14 protein-coding genes are annotated in these 17,368 nt (G+C 35.5%); 8 read left to right on the top strand and 6 right to left on the bottom strand.

What is annotated here, in order from left to right; translation table 11 throughout:
- Nucleotides 1-5 precede the first annotated feature (5 nt).
- A complete protein-coding gene (gene coaE, locus O5640_RS08035; protein ID WP_269611902.1) occupies nt 6-650 on the top strand; it encodes a dephospho-CoA kinase in 645 nt (214 codons plus the stop codon).
- Here coaE and gatB read toward each other — a convergent pair.
- Nucleotides 647-2,122 (bottom strand): Asp-tRNA(Asn)/Glu-tRNA(Gln) amidotransferase subunit GatB, encoded by a 1,476-nt coding sequence (gene gatB, locus O5640_RS08030; protein WP_269611901.1) that lies wholly within the window; start codon nt 2,120-2,122, stop codon nt 647-649. The genes coaE and gatB overlap by 4 nt on opposite strands.
- Nucleotides 2,123-2,221: 99 nt before the next feature.
- On the opposite strand from gatB, the gene thiO reads away from it, so the two are divergent.
- Nucleotides 2,222-3,325, top strand: a complete 1,104-nt coding sequence (gene thiO / locus O5640_RS08025; protein ID WP_269611900.1) for a glycine oxidase ThiO — start codon at nt 2,222-2,224, stop codon at nt 3,323-3,325.
- A gap of 37 nt (nt 3,326-3,362) precedes the next feature.
- On the opposite strand, the gene ndk is transcribed toward thiO, so the two are convergent.
- Nucleotides 3,363-3,818, bottom strand: coding sequence for a nucleoside-diphosphate kinase (ndk, locus tag O5640_RS08020; RefSeq protein ID WP_269609260.1), 456 nt, complete (start codon nt 3,816-3,818; stop codon nt 3,363-3,365).
- 142 nt (nt 3,819-3,960) lie between these two features.
- Between ndk and speA the strand changes: the two genes are divergently transcribed.
- Complete coding sequence (speA, locus tag O5640_RS08015) at nt 3,961-5,904, top strand: biosynthetic arginine decarboxylase (protein ID WP_269611899.1); 1,944 nt, start codon at nt 3,961-3,963, stop codon at nt 5,902-5,904.
- Nucleotide 5,905: 1 nt separating this feature from the next.
- Here the strand turns inward: speA and alaS are convergent, their stop codons facing one another.
- Nucleotides 5,906-8,566 carry an alanine--tRNA ligase gene (gene alaS, locus O5640_RS08010; RefSeq protein WP_269611898.1) on the bottom strand — a complete coding sequence of 887 codons (2,661 nt, stop codon included), beginning with the start codon at nt 8,564-8,566 and terminating at the stop codon, nt 5,906-5,908.
- 291 nt (nt 8,567-8,857) lie between these two features.
- Between alaS and O5640_RS08005 the strand changes: the two genes are divergently transcribed.
- From O5640_RS08005 to O5640_RS07995, 3 genes are read left to right on the top strand one after another with little or no spacing between them, the layout of a single operon-like run.
- A complete protein-coding gene (locus tag O5640_RS08005; RefSeq protein ID WP_269611896.1) occupies nt 8,858-10,633 on the top strand; it encodes a diflavin flavoprotein in 1,776 nt (591 codons plus the stop codon).
- Nucleotides 10,634-10,635: 2 nt separating this feature from the next.
- A complete protein-coding gene (locus tag O5640_RS08000) occupies nt 10,636-12,486 on the top strand; it encodes a diflavin flavoprotein (protein ID WP_269611895.1) in 1,851 nt (616 codons plus the stop codon).
- Between the two features lie 50 nt (nt 12,487-12,536).
- Nucleotides 12,537-13,061, top strand: coding sequence for an NADPH-dependent FMN reductase (locus O5640_RS07995; protein ID WP_269611894.1), 525 nt, complete (start codon nt 12,537-12,539; stop codon nt 13,059-13,061).
- A gap of 8 nt (nt 13,062-13,069) precedes the next feature.
- On the opposite strand, the gene mrdA is transcribed toward O5640_RS07995, so the two are convergent.
- Genes mrdA through O5640_RS07980 form a run of 3 tightly spaced genes read right to left on the bottom strand, consistent with a single transcriptional unit; the run spans nt 13,070 to nt 15,924 of the window.
- On the bottom strand, nt 13,070-14,899 hold the full coding sequence (mrdA, locus tag O5640_RS07990) for a penicillin-binding protein 2 (protein ID WP_269611893.1): 1,830 nt from the start codon (nt 14,897-14,899) through the stop codon (nt 13,070-13,072).
- Nucleotides 14,900-14,918: 19 nt separating this feature from the next.
- Nucleotides 14,919-15,296, bottom strand: a complete 378-nt coding sequence (locus O5640_RS07985) for a hypothetical protein (RefSeq protein WP_269611892.1) — start codon at nt 15,294-15,296, stop codon at nt 14,919-14,921.
- 16 nt (nt 15,297-15,312) lie between these two features.
- A complete protein-coding gene (locus O5640_RS07980; RefSeq protein ID WP_269611891.1) occupies nt 15,313-15,924 on the bottom strand; it encodes a hypothetical protein in 612 nt (203 codons plus the stop codon).
- 178 nt (nt 15,925-16,102) lie between these two features.
- Between O5640_RS07980 and O5640_RS07975 the strand changes: the two genes are divergently transcribed.
- Together O5640_RS07975 and O5640_RS07970 are read left to right on the top strand one after the other, a co-directional pair.
- Nucleotides 16,103-16,420: a hypothetical protein gene (locus O5640_RS07975; RefSeq protein WP_269611890.1), complete on the top strand. Its 318-nt coding sequence runs from the start codon at nt 16,103-16,105 to the stop codon at nt 16,418-16,420.
- Nucleotides 16,421-16,897: 477 nt separating this feature from the next.
- The gene (locus O5640_RS07970) at nt 16,898-17,137 is read left to right on the top strand and encodes a hypothetical protein (RefSeq protein WP_269611888.1); all 240 of its coding nucleotides are present in this window, start codon (nt 16,898-16,900) and stop codon (nt 17,135-17,137) included.
- The last annotated feature ends 231 nt before the right edge of the window (nt 17,138-17,368 follow it).

The following is a 17,368-nucleotide window of genomic DNA, read 5'->3' as shown; positions in this document are numbered from 1 at the left end:
TATTAATGATTGACCAAAAACAAACAAACAAACTTTGTCTTAGATGGAAAGGCAAGCAAAGAAGAATAGGTATCACCGGAGGTATTGCCAGTGGAAAAACAATCATTGGAGATTTTCTATTTCAAGCCAAGCAATGGCCTATTTTAGACGCTGACTTATTTGCTCATGAAGCATTAAGAGCTGAAAGTCAAATAGCCAAAAAAGTCTTATTGAGATATGGAAGTAAAATAATTCAAAATTCAAGGAAAAATGATCAAATTATTAATCGCAAAGCATTAGCCAAAATAATTTTTCAAAATGATTTTGAAAAAAAATGGCTTGAGGGGATAATACATCCATTCGTAAACAAAAGAATTGAAGAAGAATTGGAAAAGTTGAAATCAAATTCAATAGTAATCTTGATTATTCCACTCCTATTTGAAAAAAATTATACAGGTTTATGTACTGAAATTTGTTACATAGATTGTCCTAGAGACATGCAATTACAACGACTCCAGTCAAGAGATAAGTTAAGTCTTGAAGAAGCTAATCAAAGAATTGATTCGCAATGGGAAAACACTTTAAAAAAACAATTTTCAGATCATATTATTACTAATGCTAATAATGATGAGACATGGAAAATGCAGTTAAAAACATTATATAATTTCTAGCCTAGTAACTTTTTATTTAATATTTGATTAGCGAGTTTTGGATCCGCTTTCCCTTTTGTTTCCTTCATTAATTGACCCACAAAAAAACCTAACAATTTCGTCTTCCCGGCTCTAAAAGATTCAACCTCATTAGGATGATTAAGGATCAATTTATCAATAATTTCCTCAATAACTTGAGGATCACCAATCATACCTAAACCGCGTTCTTTGACTAATTGCTTTGGAGAACCACCTTTACTTAGAAGTTCAGGCAATATTTCTTTAGCAATTTTTCCACTTATTTCTCCTAAATCAATCATTTTCAACATTTCTGCTAATTCATTCGGCTTAAAAGATAATTGATCAAATGATAATCTATTAGATTTAATAAATGCTGCTATATCTCCAGTTATCCAATTTGCTGAAGATTTCGCTGCTCCACCTGCATTAACAACTTTTTCAAAATATTTAGCCATTGAAGATTCGTCAGTTAAAACTCTTGCATCATAAATAGAAAGGCCAAGTTCTGATGCGTATCTATGTCTTTTTGCAGCTGGCAATTCTGGTAATTCTGAGCGCCATTTTTCTTTTAAATCATGACTTACTTCAATCGGACCTAAATCAGGATCAGGAAAATAACGATAATCGCTACTACCTTCTTTTGATCTCATACTTTTAGTAAGTTGCTTAGCTTCATCCCATAACCTCGTTTCTTGTTTTACTTCTTCTCCAGATTCATAAGCTTTAATTTGCCGTTTAATTTCATATTCACAAGCTTTTTGAATAGCTGAAAATGAATTCATATTTTTTATTTCTACTTTTGTACCAAATGGATCATTAACAGTTGGTCTAACTGAAATATTCACATCACATCGCAAAGATCCCTCCTGCATATTCCCATCAGATACTCCCAAATAACGCATTATTCTTCTAATTTCAGCTGCGTACTCCGCAGCCTCTCTACCTGTTCTTAAATCAGGTTTACTCACTATTTCGGCAAGTGCTACCCCTGCTCTGTTGTAATCAACTAAAGAATGGGTGGAGCCTGACAATTGATCACTACCTGCGTGAACAAGTTTTCCAGCATCCTCCTCCATATGTAGTCTTTCAATACCTATTTTTTTGATATAAGTTTCTTTTCCTTTTTCGGCTACTTCTACCTCTATCCAACCATCTTCTGCAATGGGTTCATCAAATTGAGAGATTTGATAATTTTTAGGCAAGTCTGGATAAAAATATTGCTTTCTATCAAATTTACTATGAGAGGCAATATTTAGATTTAAAGCCATCGCTGCTTTAACTGCATATTCCAGAACCTTTTTATTTAGAACTGGCAAAGTACCTGGTAATCCACATACCACTGGATCGATATGAGTATTTGGATCGTCACCAAAGTTGGTTGATGCGCTAGTAAATATTTTGCTCTTAGTCCCCAACTGAACATGGGTCTCTAATCCGATTACAACTTCCCAAGAAACATTTGATTCTGACATTAATTTGACCTAGATATAGGAATCTTATGAAAGAAAAGCTCAGTCATGGAAACTAACGTAATCTAAAACATTGAAAATAACATTTTCCAAATTGAAGCAATGGGTGTCTTAAAAGAAAAACCATTGTTAATCCTCGGAGGAGGATTAATGGGTCTTGCAATCGCCCATGAACTTGCTCAAAAAGGCAAACGCGTAGAAATTTTAAGTAGAAGCAGAAGTGAAGCAGCAGGTTTTGTTGCTGCAGGAATGCTAGCCCCCCACGCTGAAGGGCTTCAAGGTAATCTATTAAATCTTGGTCAAAGTAGTCTTCAAAGCCACCCGAGTTGGATAGAAAGCATTGAGACCAATAGCAACATGTCATGTGGTCTGAAAACTTGTGGAATTGTTGTTCCATTTGAAAGACTCAAAGACTGTGAGTCCTACCCAACGTATAAATTTGGTGACAAGCTAAACAGGAATGAGCTCATTCAAGAAGTTCCAGGACTGTCAGAAAAATGGAAATTAGGTTTACTTTTTAGGCAAGACGGTCAAATCGACAATCGAAGACTATTAATGAGAGCACTTGAAAAAGCTTGTGTTGAATTAGGTGTTCACTTTCAAGAAGGAGTTGAAGTTATTGAAATAATGAAAGATTCAAATAAATTTCATGGAGTCAAAATTAAAGACATTAATGGAAATATCAATCATTTAAAAAGCGAAGAGGCAGTTCTCTGCTGTGGAGCCTGGAGTAAACAAATTTTCAAAACACTCCCTATTTTTCCTGTTAAAGGCCAGATGTTATCTATTCAGGGACCTAAACAGATTCTAAAAAGGATTATTTTTGGCCCTGGCATTTACTTAGTTCCAAGAGATGACGGTCTGATAATCGTAGGGGCAACTAGTGAGCGTGAGGCAGGCTTCCAGAAAGGACTTACTCCAAAAGGGCAAAGCGAACTACAAAAAGGAATTCAATCTCTTATTCCTGAGCTTAATCAACTACCTCATATGGAAAGATGGTGGGGTTTTCGTCCATGCACACCTGACGAAGGACCTTTACTTGGAATGTCATCAATTAATGGGCTCTGGCTTGCTACTGGACATCATCGCAATGGTGTTCTATTAGCGGCGATAACTGCAGAATTAATTGGAAAATCAATTTGCTCGACCACTTTAAGTAATGAGGAAAGTAGTTTTTTGTCCCAATTCAGATGGGACAGATTTTAAAAACCACTCAAAAAAGATTGTGGAGTTAAACAATAATTTATTCAACTCTCCATGATTGATCTGATGGTGTCCAATCAACAAGTTCATTTTCCTGGAACCATAGATCGATTTCAAAAGCTGCTGTATCAGAACCATCAGAACCATGAATGACATTACGACCAATGTTCACAGCTAAATCACCTCTAATAGTTCCCGGTTCAGCCTCAAGTGGCTTTGTTGCTCCAATCAATTTTCTTGCACTTGCAATAACACCTTCACCCTCCCAAACCATCGCTACAACAGGCCCACTTGTTATGAAATCAACTAAACCTGAAAAGAAAGGACGATCTTTGTGAACACCGTAGTGTTTTTCAGCAAGTTCTTTGCTTGGGGTTAGTTGCTTTAGACCTACTAATTTGAATCCTTTCGTTTCAAAACGACCAAGAATCTCAGCGATTAAACCTCTTTGCACACCATCTGGTTTGATAGCAACAAAGGTTCTTTCCAAAGTCATTGCGATATTGAATAATATGAAGCCATAGTCTTCCTAAAACCACCCTCTTGGCAAGTAAAACATGACACTTAATAAAACTGTTCTTAGATTTAATTGTATTAATCGTGAATGATCAAAACTTGACAACTTTGTTATCGCATAAATGGCTGTGAAACATACTAATCAATCTCTCTCTTGGACTATCCAAAATAGCTCAGACCTCTATGGGATTGATCGATGGGGCAAGGGTTATTTCACAATTAATGAAAAAGGGAATATTAGTATTTGTCCTAACGGCTCCAAAAATAAATCTCATGATTTGATGGAACTCTTAGATGAACTCGAAAGTCGAAAACTAAAATTCCCTCTGTTAATAAGATTTGACGATATTCTCGAAGACTGCTTAAAAAACTTACATAAAGCTTTTGAAAAAGCAATTAATGACTATCAATATCAAGGAACATACCAAGGTGTATTTCCAATCAAATGTAATCAACAGCGTCACGTAGTTGAAAAATTAATCACCTGTGGTTCTAAATGGAATTTTGGCTTAGAAGCCGGAAGCAAGCCAGAGTTACTAATTGCTTTATCAAGCCTAGAAAATCCTAAAGCCTTACTCATATGTAATGGCTATAAAGATCAACGTTATATTGAAACAGCTATTTTAGCACGTCAGCTTGGACGTCAACCTATAGTAGTTATAGAACAAGCAAGTGATGTTGATCTTATAATCAAATCTAGCAATTTACTCGGAGCATCTCCACTCATAGGAATACGAGCCAAACTATCAAGTCAAAGCAGTGGAAGATGGAGTAGCTCGATTGGTGACAAGTCGAAATTTGGACTTTCAATTCCAGAAATATTGAAAGCAATCAAAAGGCTAAAAGAAGCAAATCTTCTCAATGAATTAAAGCTTTTACATTTTCATCTAGGGAGTCAAATTAACGATATAGGTGTTTTAAAAGATGCCTTACAAGAAGCAGGACAAATTTATGCCGAATTAATTAATCTTGGGGCACCCATGGGATACTTAGATGTCGGAGGTGGTTTAGGAATTGATTACGATGGAAGTCAAACTGCCTCAATAGCATCTACTAACTATTCACTTCAAAACTATGCAAATGATGTAGTAGCAACAATTAAAGAATGTTGTGAATCAAAAAAGATACCAGTACCCACTTTAATTACAGAGAGTGGAAGAGCTATTGCTAGTCACTTTTCAATCTTAATTTTCAATATTTTAGGCAAAAATTCGTTGCCTTCTGACATTCCTAAAGAAGATGAAAAAGAATGTCTCTCTGTCAGAAATTTACGTGAAACATTATTCCATCTAAATTCTCTAGAACTTAAGCAAGAAGAAGATTTAGCTAAACTACAAGAAGCATGGAATGATTCTCTTAAATTTAAAGCAGATGCACTAGCGGCTTTTCGACTCGGTTATATAGATTTAGTTGAACGTGCAAAAGCTGAGCAGTTAACATGGGCCTGTGCAAAAACAATAGTTAATCATTTACCAAAAAATATACTTCTACCGAAAGAGCTAAAGAAATTAAGTGAAAGCTTAGCCGTAACGTATTACGCAAATGTTTCCGTATTTAGATCGGCTCCGGACACTTGGGCCATTGATCAAGTTTTTCCAATTATGCCAATCCATCGGCTTAACAAAGAACCGAACAAACTGGGTCACTTTGCAGATTTAACATGCGATTCAGATGGAAAGCTTGACCAATTTATTGATAATGGAAAAATTAAAAATTTGCTACCTCTTCATGAATTTAATCAAGACGAAAAATATCTAATTGGTCTTTTCTTAGGTGGCGCCTATCAAGAGGTAATGGGAAATCTACATAATTTATTTGGGAGTACTAATGCAGTCCATATAAGATTCTCAGAAAAAGGTAAATATAAAGTTGAGCATGTCATTCGTGGGAATACAAAATCAAATGTTCTTGAATATTTGGAACATGATCCAGAAATTTTATTAGAGCGATTACGAAAATCAAGTGAATTAGCTATTCAAGCCGGGCATCTGAAAATCCATGATGCGCAAAAACTAATAGAGCATGTAGAAGCCAGCCTTCGCCAAAGCACTTACCTACAGAGCTAAATTAAGACAATTGTTGAGTCAAATCCTCATTAGCTTGTTCTAAAGCTAGATCCAACGATTGAGGTTGACTACCACCAGCTTGAGCAAGATTTGGACGACCGCCACCGCCGCCGCCACACATTTTTGCAACCCCACTTATAAATTTGCCTGCATGTAAACCATCTGAGACTAAATCAGAAGAAAATGCAGCAACAAAAACTAATTTATTATCGATCACCTGATTTGGAATGCCTCCAAAAACAACAGCAGAATACTTGCCTAAATGATCTATTAAACTTGAAGCCGCAGATTGCAATCCAGACCCGTCAACTCCATCTAAACGTCTAATTAATATTTTACTCTTACCAACAGATTTTGCATAACTTGCCAAACCCAATGCCTTTGCCAAAGCTAGTTCATTTTTTACTTTGATAAGTTCTTTTGTTTTATCTTTCAATTCCTGTTGAAGAGATGAGACTCTCTCAACAATTTCATATGATTGAACTTTGAATGATTTACTTAACTCCTTAACTACCAAATCACGTTCATTAAAATAATCCAAAACTGATGGACCAGCTATGGCCTCTATTCGTCTGATACCAGAAGCAATACCTGTCTCATTAATAATCTTAAACGAACCTAGTTGTGACGTGCGAGTTACATGGGTTCCTCCACATAACTCCATAGAAACACCTGGAACATCCACAACACGTACCACATCGCCATATTTCTCACCAAACATTGCTAAAGCACCAGCAGCCATAGCCTCCTTAATTGGCATTGTTTTAATTTGAATTGGATGATCTTCAGTAATCCATTGATTAATTCGTATTTCCATATCTTCAAGTTCTTTTATTGTCAAAGGTTTGGGAGTATTAAAATCAAATCTCAATCGATCAGTTGAAACCAACGAGCCTCTTTGACTTACACTTGAGTCAATCGATAACTTTAAAGCTGATTGCAATAGATGTGTAGCCGTGTGATTTGATGTAGTTCGTTGACGAAAAGATGGAGTAACATTCATCTGAACAGATGAGTTAACTTTTAGAACTCCAGTATTAACAATTCCGGAATGAATAAAAATATTCTTCTTTTTTCGAACATTTTCTATAGACACCTCAAGATCTTGAGACGTTATTAAGCCTTTATCTCCGATTTGACCACCCGACTCAGCATAAAAAGGCGTTCTATCAACAATAATCTTGACTAAATCACCCTGAACAGCTTGTTTTACTAATTCATTATTTTTAAAGATGCCTATCACAGTTGAAGTGGTTTCTAATTTTTCATAGCCCTCAAATCTTGTTTCATCAAATAAAGAAATTTCTCTTTCAATTGAACCTTCTTCAGTTAAATCAATACTGACAGAGGCATCTTTTGCACGTTTGCGTTGCTTTGCCATCTCCCTCTCAAAACCATTAATATCAACAGAAATACCTTTTTCGTTCGCGATCTCTTCTGTTAATTCCAAAGGAAAACCATAAGTATCATAAAGCTCAAATGCCTGCGCACCAGAGATAAGATCACATTCATGAGCTGTTATCTCTGCCAAAAGTTTCTCTCCCCGTTCAAGCGTTTCAAGAAAACGAGATTCTTCTATTTTTAACTCATTAAGAATAATTTTCTTTTTCTCAAGTAATTGAGGATAAGCATTTTTCATCAACTCAATAGCAACTTGAGCCAGCTGTGGTAAAAACGGCTGATTAATACCTACCAGTCGACCATGTCGAATCATCCGCCGTATGAGACGACGAAGAATATAGCCTCGACCTAGATTACTAGCACTTACACCATCACAAATTAAATGAGTGACAGCTCTGCAATGATCTCCAATAATTTTTAAGGATGTTTTATTTTTTTTATTTGTAGTTTCATAAGTAATGTGAGCTAATAAAGCCGCTGCCTCAATAAGAGGAAAAATAAGATCCGTTTCGTAATTGTTAGATTTTTTTTGCAAGATTTGAGCCATTCTTTCTAAGCCCATTCCTGTATCAATATGACAATTTGCCAATGGTTCGAGATTGCCCTTTAAGTCGCGATTGTATTGCATAAAAACCAAATTATAAAATTCTATAAATCGACTATCGTCTTCAAGATCTATTCCATCACTCCCTAATTCCGGTTTAAAATCAAAATAAAGTTCCGAACATGGACCACAAGGTCCAGTAGCACCAGATGACCAAAAATTATCAGAAGCACCCATTCTGATGATTCTTTTTGAATCAACCCCTTCAATCTCTTTCCATATTTTCTCTGCTTCTGAGTCTTCTTCAAAAACGCTAATAACTATATTCTGTGGATTTAGTCGAAAAACCTCAGTAGTTAATTCCCAGGCCCATTGAATCGCCTCTTTTTTAAAATAATCACCAAAAGAAAAATTACCTAGCATCTCAAAAAAAGTATGATGCCTCGCAGTTTTCCCTACATTTTCAATATCATTTGTTCTTATACATTTTTGACTGGATGTTGCTCTAGGAGTCGAAGACTCTTTTAATCCTAAGAAGATAGGCTTAAAAGGTAACATCCCCGCAATTGTCAATAAAACTGTTGGATCCTCTGGAATCAAAGAAGAACTTGCAAGTTTCTTATGATTATGTTGGATAAAAAAATTTATAAATGCTTCTCTTATCTCATCTCCTGAAAGATATGGCGGATTCATTGAGGAGGAAGAATTTTTTTGCATACCTAAAAATTATCTCTAAGAAGGTTTTTGAAAACAATCACAAAAACGTCAAATGTGCTCAACTCACCCTAAACAATAACAAAATGGAAACCCGTGAGACTTCGAAAGACAAAATATTCAAAAAAATCATTCGATAAGTTTGCTTTTTGCAAACAAATACTATTTACGGGAAGCAGTATCACACTTACAAACCTCAATATCCTAATATAGTTAGAGTGAACTAGGTATTTTCACTTAGCAACCTGATTTATTGCAGCCTTCAGGCTTCCTCTAATTAATGGCTTTAGGAAAATGATTTTTACTGAATCGACAACTTTAGAAGATCAGAAAAGTGACACTCCTAAACTTTCACTGCAATATGAACAAATTGCTGCAGATACACACACTTTAAGGTCATTGGATTGGGATCGAAGCAGGTTTGATATTGAATTTGGCCTTCGAAATGGTACAACATATAATAGCTTTTTAATAAAAGGCAAAAAAACTGCTCTTATAGATACAAGTCATTTAAAGTTTAAAGATATTTGGTTTGAAAAGCTAAGACAAGAAATCAATCCAACAAAAATTGATTATTTAATAGTCAGTCATACGGAGCCGGATCATTCAGGACTCATAAAATACTTAATTGAATTAAACCCAAGTATTGAAATCGTCGCATCTAAAGTAGCTATAAAATTCCTTGAAGATCAAATTCACCAACCTTTAAGGTCACGAGCAGTCAAAAGTGGAGAAGAACTCAATTTAGAAATTAATTCAATCAGCGGAATCGAGCATAAAATTGAATTTATTAGTGCACCAAATCTACACTGGCCCGATACTATTTTTTCTTTTGATCACGGTACACAAGTTTTATATACTTGTGATGCGTTTGGTTTGCATTATTGCTCAGAAAAATTGTATGACGAAAATCCAAGCTTATTAAATGAAGATTTTCGATTTTATTACGACTGCCTCATGGGTCCTAATGCCCGCAGCGTAGTTCAGGCATTAAAAAAAATTGATGCATTGCCAACTATCAAAACTATTGGTGTTGGACATGGACCAATCCTTAATTTTAATACGCAGTTATGGCTTAATCATTATAGAGAATGGAGTAAGCAAAGAAGTACAGGCGAAAATTACGCTGTGGTTTGCTATCTCAGCCAATATGGTTTTTGTGATCGGCTTAGTCAAGCAATTGCTCATGGCATAGGCAAGGCCAATGCTCCAGTCCAATTAGTTGATCTTATTGCTTCAGACACTCAAGAGTTAAGTGCTTTAATTAGTGACGCAAGTGCAGTAGTTGTACCAACTTGGCCCATCAAATCTGATTCAGAATTACAAAGTAATATTGGAACCCTCCTTGCATCCTTAAAACAAAAACAATGGGTAGCAACTTATGACTCCTATGGCGGAAATGAAGAGCCTATTGACTTTATTACCAACCAATTAAGAAAGCTTGGGCAAAAAGAAGCTTTTAAACCACTTCGAGTTCGTGACGAACCAAACAAAAGTGTTTATCAACAATTTGAAGAAGCTGGTACAGATTTAGGTCAAATTCTTACTAGAAAGAAAAATTTAGCTGCTACTAAAAACCTTGATGGAGACTTAAATAAAGCACTTGGTTGCTTAAGCGGTGGACTCTACATTGTTACAGCGAAAGATAGTGAAGGTCCTGACAGTCGAGACGGTGCGATGGTTGCAAGTTGGGTTAGTCAAGCAAGTTTTGAACCCCCTGGAATAACCGTAGCGGTGGCTAAAGATAGAGCCATTGAATCACTATTACAAGTCAATGATCGTTTTGTTCTCAATATCCTTCAAGAAAATAACTATTTGCACCTCTTCAGACACTTTTTAAAACGTTTTCCACCAGGTGCAAATCGATTTGAAGGAGTTGAATTAATGAATGATCTTGCAGCTGGAGGACCAGTTCTATCTGATGCGTTAGCGTTCCTTTCCTGTAAAGTTATTCAAAGAATGGAGACAACAGATCATTGGATCATTTATTCATCAGTTGAAAAAGGTAATTTATCTAATCCTCAAAGTAAAACAGCAGTTCATCACAGAAGAGTTGGTAGTAATTATTAACAATGAAAGTAGAAAATATTTCTTCGCCAAATTTAAATACTTTCATCAAACAAACCATTCAGATTCCCATTGAGGAGAACTTCATTTGCTTAAGAAGCCTAAATCCAAAAAGAGCAAGATTTGAAGTTGAATATTCTCTTGAAAAAGGTAGTTGCACTAATTCTTTTTTAATTAAGTCTTCTCAAGATGAATATTCTAAATCACAAGATTATATTTTAATTCACCCTCCTGGTTTAACATTTGAAAAAGAATTTTTAGACAAGTTTGAGACATTAATTAGCAGTGATTCGTCTGCAATAAAGTTAGTCATGGGTCATATCAATCCCAATAAAGTAGCTTTTGTGAAAAGAATGAATGTGAAATATAAAAATTTGACGGTTATTTGTTCTAATCCAGGTGCAAAATTATTCAAAGAGATTTGGAATTTACGAAAACCCTCGCAAAACACAAATCCTAAAGAAGCATTGGAGACAGTTGAAGTTCTTCCAAATATACAAGTCATTAAACAATTAGAAACTCTGTCACTCGACAGTAATTTTGAGGTTACGTTCATTCCCGCGCCAACTGCTCGCTGGCCTGGTGGACTAATTGTTTTTGAAAAGCAAACTGGTTTATTGATGAGTGATAAATTGTTTGGTGCGCATGTTTATGAAGAAAAATGGGCTGAATTAAACAGTAGTAGCACTGAAGAAGAGAGAAGACATTACTTCGATTGTCTAATGGCACCAATGTCTACCCAAGTCAATAGTATTATCGAAAAATTTGAAGACTTTGAGATTGATACGATAGTACCCGGACATGGACCTGCAATCAGCGGTAGTTGGAGGAGTTTATTAAACAACTACCAAAGCTGGGGAGAAAGCCAAAAATACAGCAACTTAAGAGTTGCTCTATTATTTGCAAGTGCATATGGAAATACTGCTGCTATTGCTGATGCCATTGCTAGAGGAATTAGTAAAACAGGGGTCAAAGTTAAGATTATTAATTGTGAATTCACCGCATCAGATAGCTTAGTCACTGAAATTCGTAAAGCAGATGGATATTTAATTGGATCGCCAACATTAGGAGGTCATGCACCCACCCCGATTGTTTCAGCACTTGGCTCGCTTTTGGCTGAGGGAGATAGAGGAAAGCCGGCTGGAGTATTTGGAAGTTATGGATGGAGTGGGGAAGCTCTTGATTTACTTGAAAAAAAATTAAAAGATGGAGGCTTTAAATTTGGATTCGAACCTATCAAAATCAAATTTAGTCCTGATCCTTTAATGATTAAAAAACTTGAAGAAACAGGTATCCAATTTGGTAAAAAATTAATTAATGCAAAATTACGTCAACAAAGAAAGGCTAATGTAGGTTTAAATACAAGTAAAAGTGATCCAACAATTAATGCACTAGGAAGAGTCGTAGGGTCACTATGTATATTGACTGCTCAAAAAGGAGATGAAAATAATCTGATTAGCGGAGCTATGGTTGCAAGTTGGGTTAGTCAAGCAAGCTTCTCTCCACCTGGTATTACGATTGCAGTCGCTAAAGAAAGAGCTGTAGAAAACTTACTTCATACAGGAGATAACTTTGCTCTAAACATTTTAGAGCAAAACAATCACCAAAGCCTCCTTAAACAATTTCTCCAATCATTCAAACCTGGAGATAATAGATTTACCGATCTAGAGATTAAATTAAGTCCAAGCAATCAGCCATTATTAAACGAAGCTTTAGCCTGGCTAGAGGGTACAGTTAGTCAACGAATGGAGTGTGGGGATCATTGGCTGATATATGCTGAGATTAAACATGGAAAAGTCATTAAAAAAGATGGAGTAACAGCAGTTCATCATCGAAAAACCGGAGCGAACTACTAGATCCATTTCAAAAACGACATCATCCATTCACACTTCCCTTTTGATTCACAATGTCAAATAAAAAGCTTCTTGTTATAGCTGCTAGTAATGGAGAAAATCTCAAACTAGCCAAAAGATTTCTAGTCGCAGGCAAGGCACTAAATTACTCATCCGAATTGCTTGATTTGACAGAATCAAAAAATGATTTACCTATATTTAATCCACGTCATAATTCAAAAGATAAAGCACCAGAAAATCTTAAGTCGATCAATACTCAAATGGAGAGTCACTCACACTGGGTCATTTGTGCGCCTGAATATAACGGCTCAATTCCTCCAATTCTTACAAATGCAATCGCTTGGCTGTCTGTGCAAGGAACAGACTTTCGTAGTTTATTTAACAATCGGCCAATTGCAATTGCAAGTTTTTCAGGAGGAGGATGTATGGAGTTATTACTTTCGATGCGCATTCAATTAACTCATCTTGGAGCTTTGGTCTTAGGTCGTCAATTAGCGACGAATAAATCAAAAATAGCTGAGGATAAATCAATCAACGCAATTATAAATCAACTACTAAAACTAAATCATTCTCATTGATTCAATATCTAATCTTTACTGCTAGTTAACTCATTATCAGATTTTTGCTCATACCACGTCTGCAACATTTTTTTTGCCATAGGTAGAGCATGCACAGAACCTCCACCAGGAGTATTTTGAGCGAATGCAACAATAACTATTTCTCCCAAATCATATGGTGCAAAGCAAGCAAACCATGCATGATCCCTTCCACCACTACTATCTTCAGCCGTTCCAGTTTTACCAGCGACTGGAGGGAGAATAGAGGTATCTAAATTTATGCCCACACCAGTACCACTAGTTACGACCTTTCGAAGTCCACGACGAATTGTATCAAGTGTAGTATCATTAATATCTACTTTTTGTAGATATTTTTCTGATCGCCAGTTTTTATTAGCATCAACTAAATGAGGAGTAATCAAATAACCACCATTTGCAAACACTGCATATGCTCGTGCTAATTGCAATGGAGTAACTAGAACAACAGATTGACCAATAGATGCACTAGCCATATCCTCTACGATCCATGGTGTTTCTCCAGGTTTCCCCAAGCCTCGACCTTCATCGGCCCATTTCTTAGTCCCTACTAAGCCTTTATTTTCATCAAGAGAAGTTTCTATCCCAGTGTAATTGTCGAAGCCAAGCTTGATTGCCGCATCATATAAAGCATTCGAACCAGACCCAACCCCAACTTGGTAAAAGAAAGTATTACTAGAAACTCTGAATGCATCTTCATATCCAATCCAACCAAAACCTCTTTTATTATATTCTGGGAAGCAATGACTCCCATATGTAATACAAGGAACCGTATTTAATTTTTTAGTAGCAGGAAATTTACCACTTTCCATACCAGCTATAGCAGTTACAGGCTTCCATGTACTACCTGGATCGTATGCATTAAATGCTCTACTTAAAAGAGGAAGGTTCGATGACAAAAAAAGATTGTCATATTGCTTTTTTGTAAAAGGCTGAGAAAAAAAATTAAGGTCAAAAGTGGGTTGACTAGCAATTGCTCTGATTGCACCTGTACGTGGATCAATCGCTACTATTGCTCCACCAATTTTATCGGACAACACTTTTTCTGCAGTGCGTTGTAGTTCTAAATCAAGAGTCAATTTTATATCCTTACCAGCTTTTGGCAGCTTTAACCCAAGGCTTCGTTGAACCGTACCCATTGAATCAATCTCAAGCATTTCACCTCCCCATTGACCTCTCAATTGAGATTCAAACGCAGCTTCTATACCTTTACGTCCAATTCGATCAGATAATTTATAACCTCTTTCTGAAAGCTTAGAAAACTCATTTTGAGTTATCAACTGCGTATAACCTAAAGTATGAGCAGCCAAAGACTTATAAGGATAATGTCTCACTAAACCAATATCTATTTGAGCACCGTATAAGTTATTCTCTTGTTCTTTAAAACGAATAACTTGCTCCTCTGATAAATCAGTTAATAATACTTTTTTATATGGGGTATTGGAGTTACTTCTATTAAATGCCGTATCTAGTTCATCAGTAGAAACATTTAACAAATCAGATAAAGACTGTCTAAGATCAATCCATTCAATATTATTTAGAAGTCTAGGTTGAATAGATAATGAGTAAAAGAGTTTATTATCAGCAAGAACTACACCATTACGATCTAATAATCTTCCTCTTATTGGTGGATTAGCTATTAACTTAATTCTATTTTCTTCTGAGATTTTTTTATAATAGGACCCATTAAGTATTTGTATCCAAAAAAGACGCACACTTGTTACTGAAAAAATTAAACAAATAAACAAAAAGAAAATGAGGGGTTGATTGAATGCACCTACGTGCTTTTTAGAACTGAGATATAATTTCTCTTTTTTCTTCATCTCTAAAAGTCAAAAATATTTATTGATCATCTATCTTTAATGAGTCATCATTGAGAAAACTCCTCAATTGATCTAGTTCACTATCAATTCTATTTAAAGTTAAAACTAAGGAATCTTGATCATTACTTTCATAATCCGGATAATTCTCTTCAACAGTTACGTCAACTGAAACAACTGGATAACCTAAGCCAGGAATCAATTGATCAATCTTGTCCCTCACTGTCTTTGCAGAGGTTTCGCCATCAACTTGGAATTCGGAAAATGGATCTTTTGTCTTGAATACATCCATTATTTTTTGAAATCCACCACTTTTAGCATTATTAATAATGCCCAGACCAAAAGGCAAAGCAGACTCCATTGCAAATAAATGAAAATCCCTTAACTGATCTTTAGCCATAATGGCATGATAAATTCTACTTTAGAATACCTGTTTCTGAGGTTGGAAAGTAAGGAGTACAACTATTATTTGAAATACCTATGGACCAACCAGCAAAGATTGACATCACAATTATTGTTGCGAATGGAAGAAAAGCTTGATGGGTAGTTTCAAGAGTTAACCATTCTCTCCAGCTTCTTACAAAACGTTCTCTAGCAAATCTATTACGCTCTTTTGAAGCTTGATTAATTTTTTTTCTAAACGATTTTTCTACCCAACGCTCAAAGGACTTTTTCTTAGTGACCGCCATTTTTCTCTCTACTTCTAACAGTTGTCCTGCAGTAAGTTGAGGATGAAAAGTACTTATCAAGTCAAGCGTTTTTAAAAACATTTCAACTGCCGCATCCTTAATAACTCGCTCTTCTTCTCTCAGGAAAGTCCAATCAACTTCAGGATAAAAACGAGCTCTGTTGAGATTAATCTGCTCCTCTGTTAATTGACCTGGCTCTCTTAACCATCTATCAGTATTGTTGTCAAAGCGTCGCCAATATAGAAAAGGATTAATGTAAATAACCTTTCCCGAGATAGTGATACTATCCTTCTGAAGCCGTCGGCTTAAATGCAAATCAGTCTGTTGTGCAACTGTCAAAAGTAATCAGCTATTGCACTAAGTTATCTTTTTTTTTTGAAGTAGACCACCCCCCAAGAAGGTTTCTCAACTTAGGCATATCCAAATTTTTATAGAACAAGTATGTTCGTATTAATGAGCTAATGCAAAATAACAATTATTCCGTTATGTTCATTAAGAACATAATCAAACTCAAGAAATGCTAAGAAAGCAAGAAAAAAATGCTCTAACAAGAGGAGTAATCCTTGCTATTGGCTGGGGATGGGGTTTGGATAGATTTTATGAAGGCGACAAAAAAGGCGGAATTCTATCAATTATTGGCTGGGGAATTGTTTTCACTAGTTTTCTATACTTGAAATGCTCAGGTATCGAATACGTTGATGGTGTAAAAGATTATTCCAGCTACAGTCCAAACCCTTTAATAGTTCTTCCGTTAATTGCTGGTTTATACGGGATATATTTAATTCTAAGAAAAGGTTTTAGATTAGCAAAACAGTTTGAGAATGCAGAGGATTAGATGAGTCTTGCAAGCTATCAATCAATTTAGAGTCATAATCTAAGTCATTTTGTTTTTTAATAGTGACAAAAACTCCTCATAAGAGTAAAAATGAATTAACAGAACAACTCCTCACACAATAGTTCTGTTGTAAAAAAGCACCCAACTTCTTTTAAGCAGGGTGTTTTTTAATGACTAATTTCGGTAATTCTCGAATGTGACAGTCAATAAACCAACCTGCTTGTATTTGAGTTTCCTATCAAATGCACATATGTGTATTTGTGAGGAGTTGAGATCCTCTGCAGTGGAAACAAGGAAACACTTGCGCTTGATCTCCAAAAAAACCGCCCTGTTTAGAACTGGGCGGTTTTTTATAATAAGTTTGAATTAGAAAAAATGGCATCCCAAATTAGTAATAAGAACGGTATTTTCTACAATTTATTAGGCAAATTGATCAAAGAATAAATTAGTTTAGATAATTAATTAATTAATTACTCCATGACTGAAGAAAATAAAATGCACAAAAATAAGTGTGGTGGAAAAAACAAAGCGATGCTTGCCTATGGCATGATTCAACTCGGTTCTAGTGTCATTTCTGCTATTGCTCTTGCTGCAATTGCTTTAAGTTTTTGTTCTTTGAAACAAGAATCAAACATATTCAACGAATGTGTTGAAGAGGTGAAAGCATCCGGCCAGAGTTCTTCAAATGCAGTTCGCTTTTGCAACGGTGGTAAGTAATCATCAGTAAACAAAGTAAAAGCATTATTCCAAGAATCATCGATTAACAAAAATGAGGTGTGTAAATCTCACCTCATTTTTATTTTTTAAATTTTCCTCCCAAATACCCTCAAATTCTCTCTGCGATAAACATGTTGTTATGGAAACCTCTCTAATTCTTTTCTCAATTCACGTCAAACCCACTCAATTTCATGATTAAATCTATTTCTTCCTATTGATCAGGATTTTTTG

Origin of the sequence: Prochlorococcus marinus str. MIT 0912 (genome assembly GCF_027359595.1) — a bacterium.
Lineage (GTDB): Bacteria > Cyanobacteriota > Cyanobacteriia > PCC-6307 > Cyanobiaceae > Prochlorococcus_B > Prochlorococcus_B marinus_C.
The sequence above is the reverse complement of the archived record's forward strand: the minus strand, read 5'-3'. Positions and strand labels throughout refer to the sequence as shown.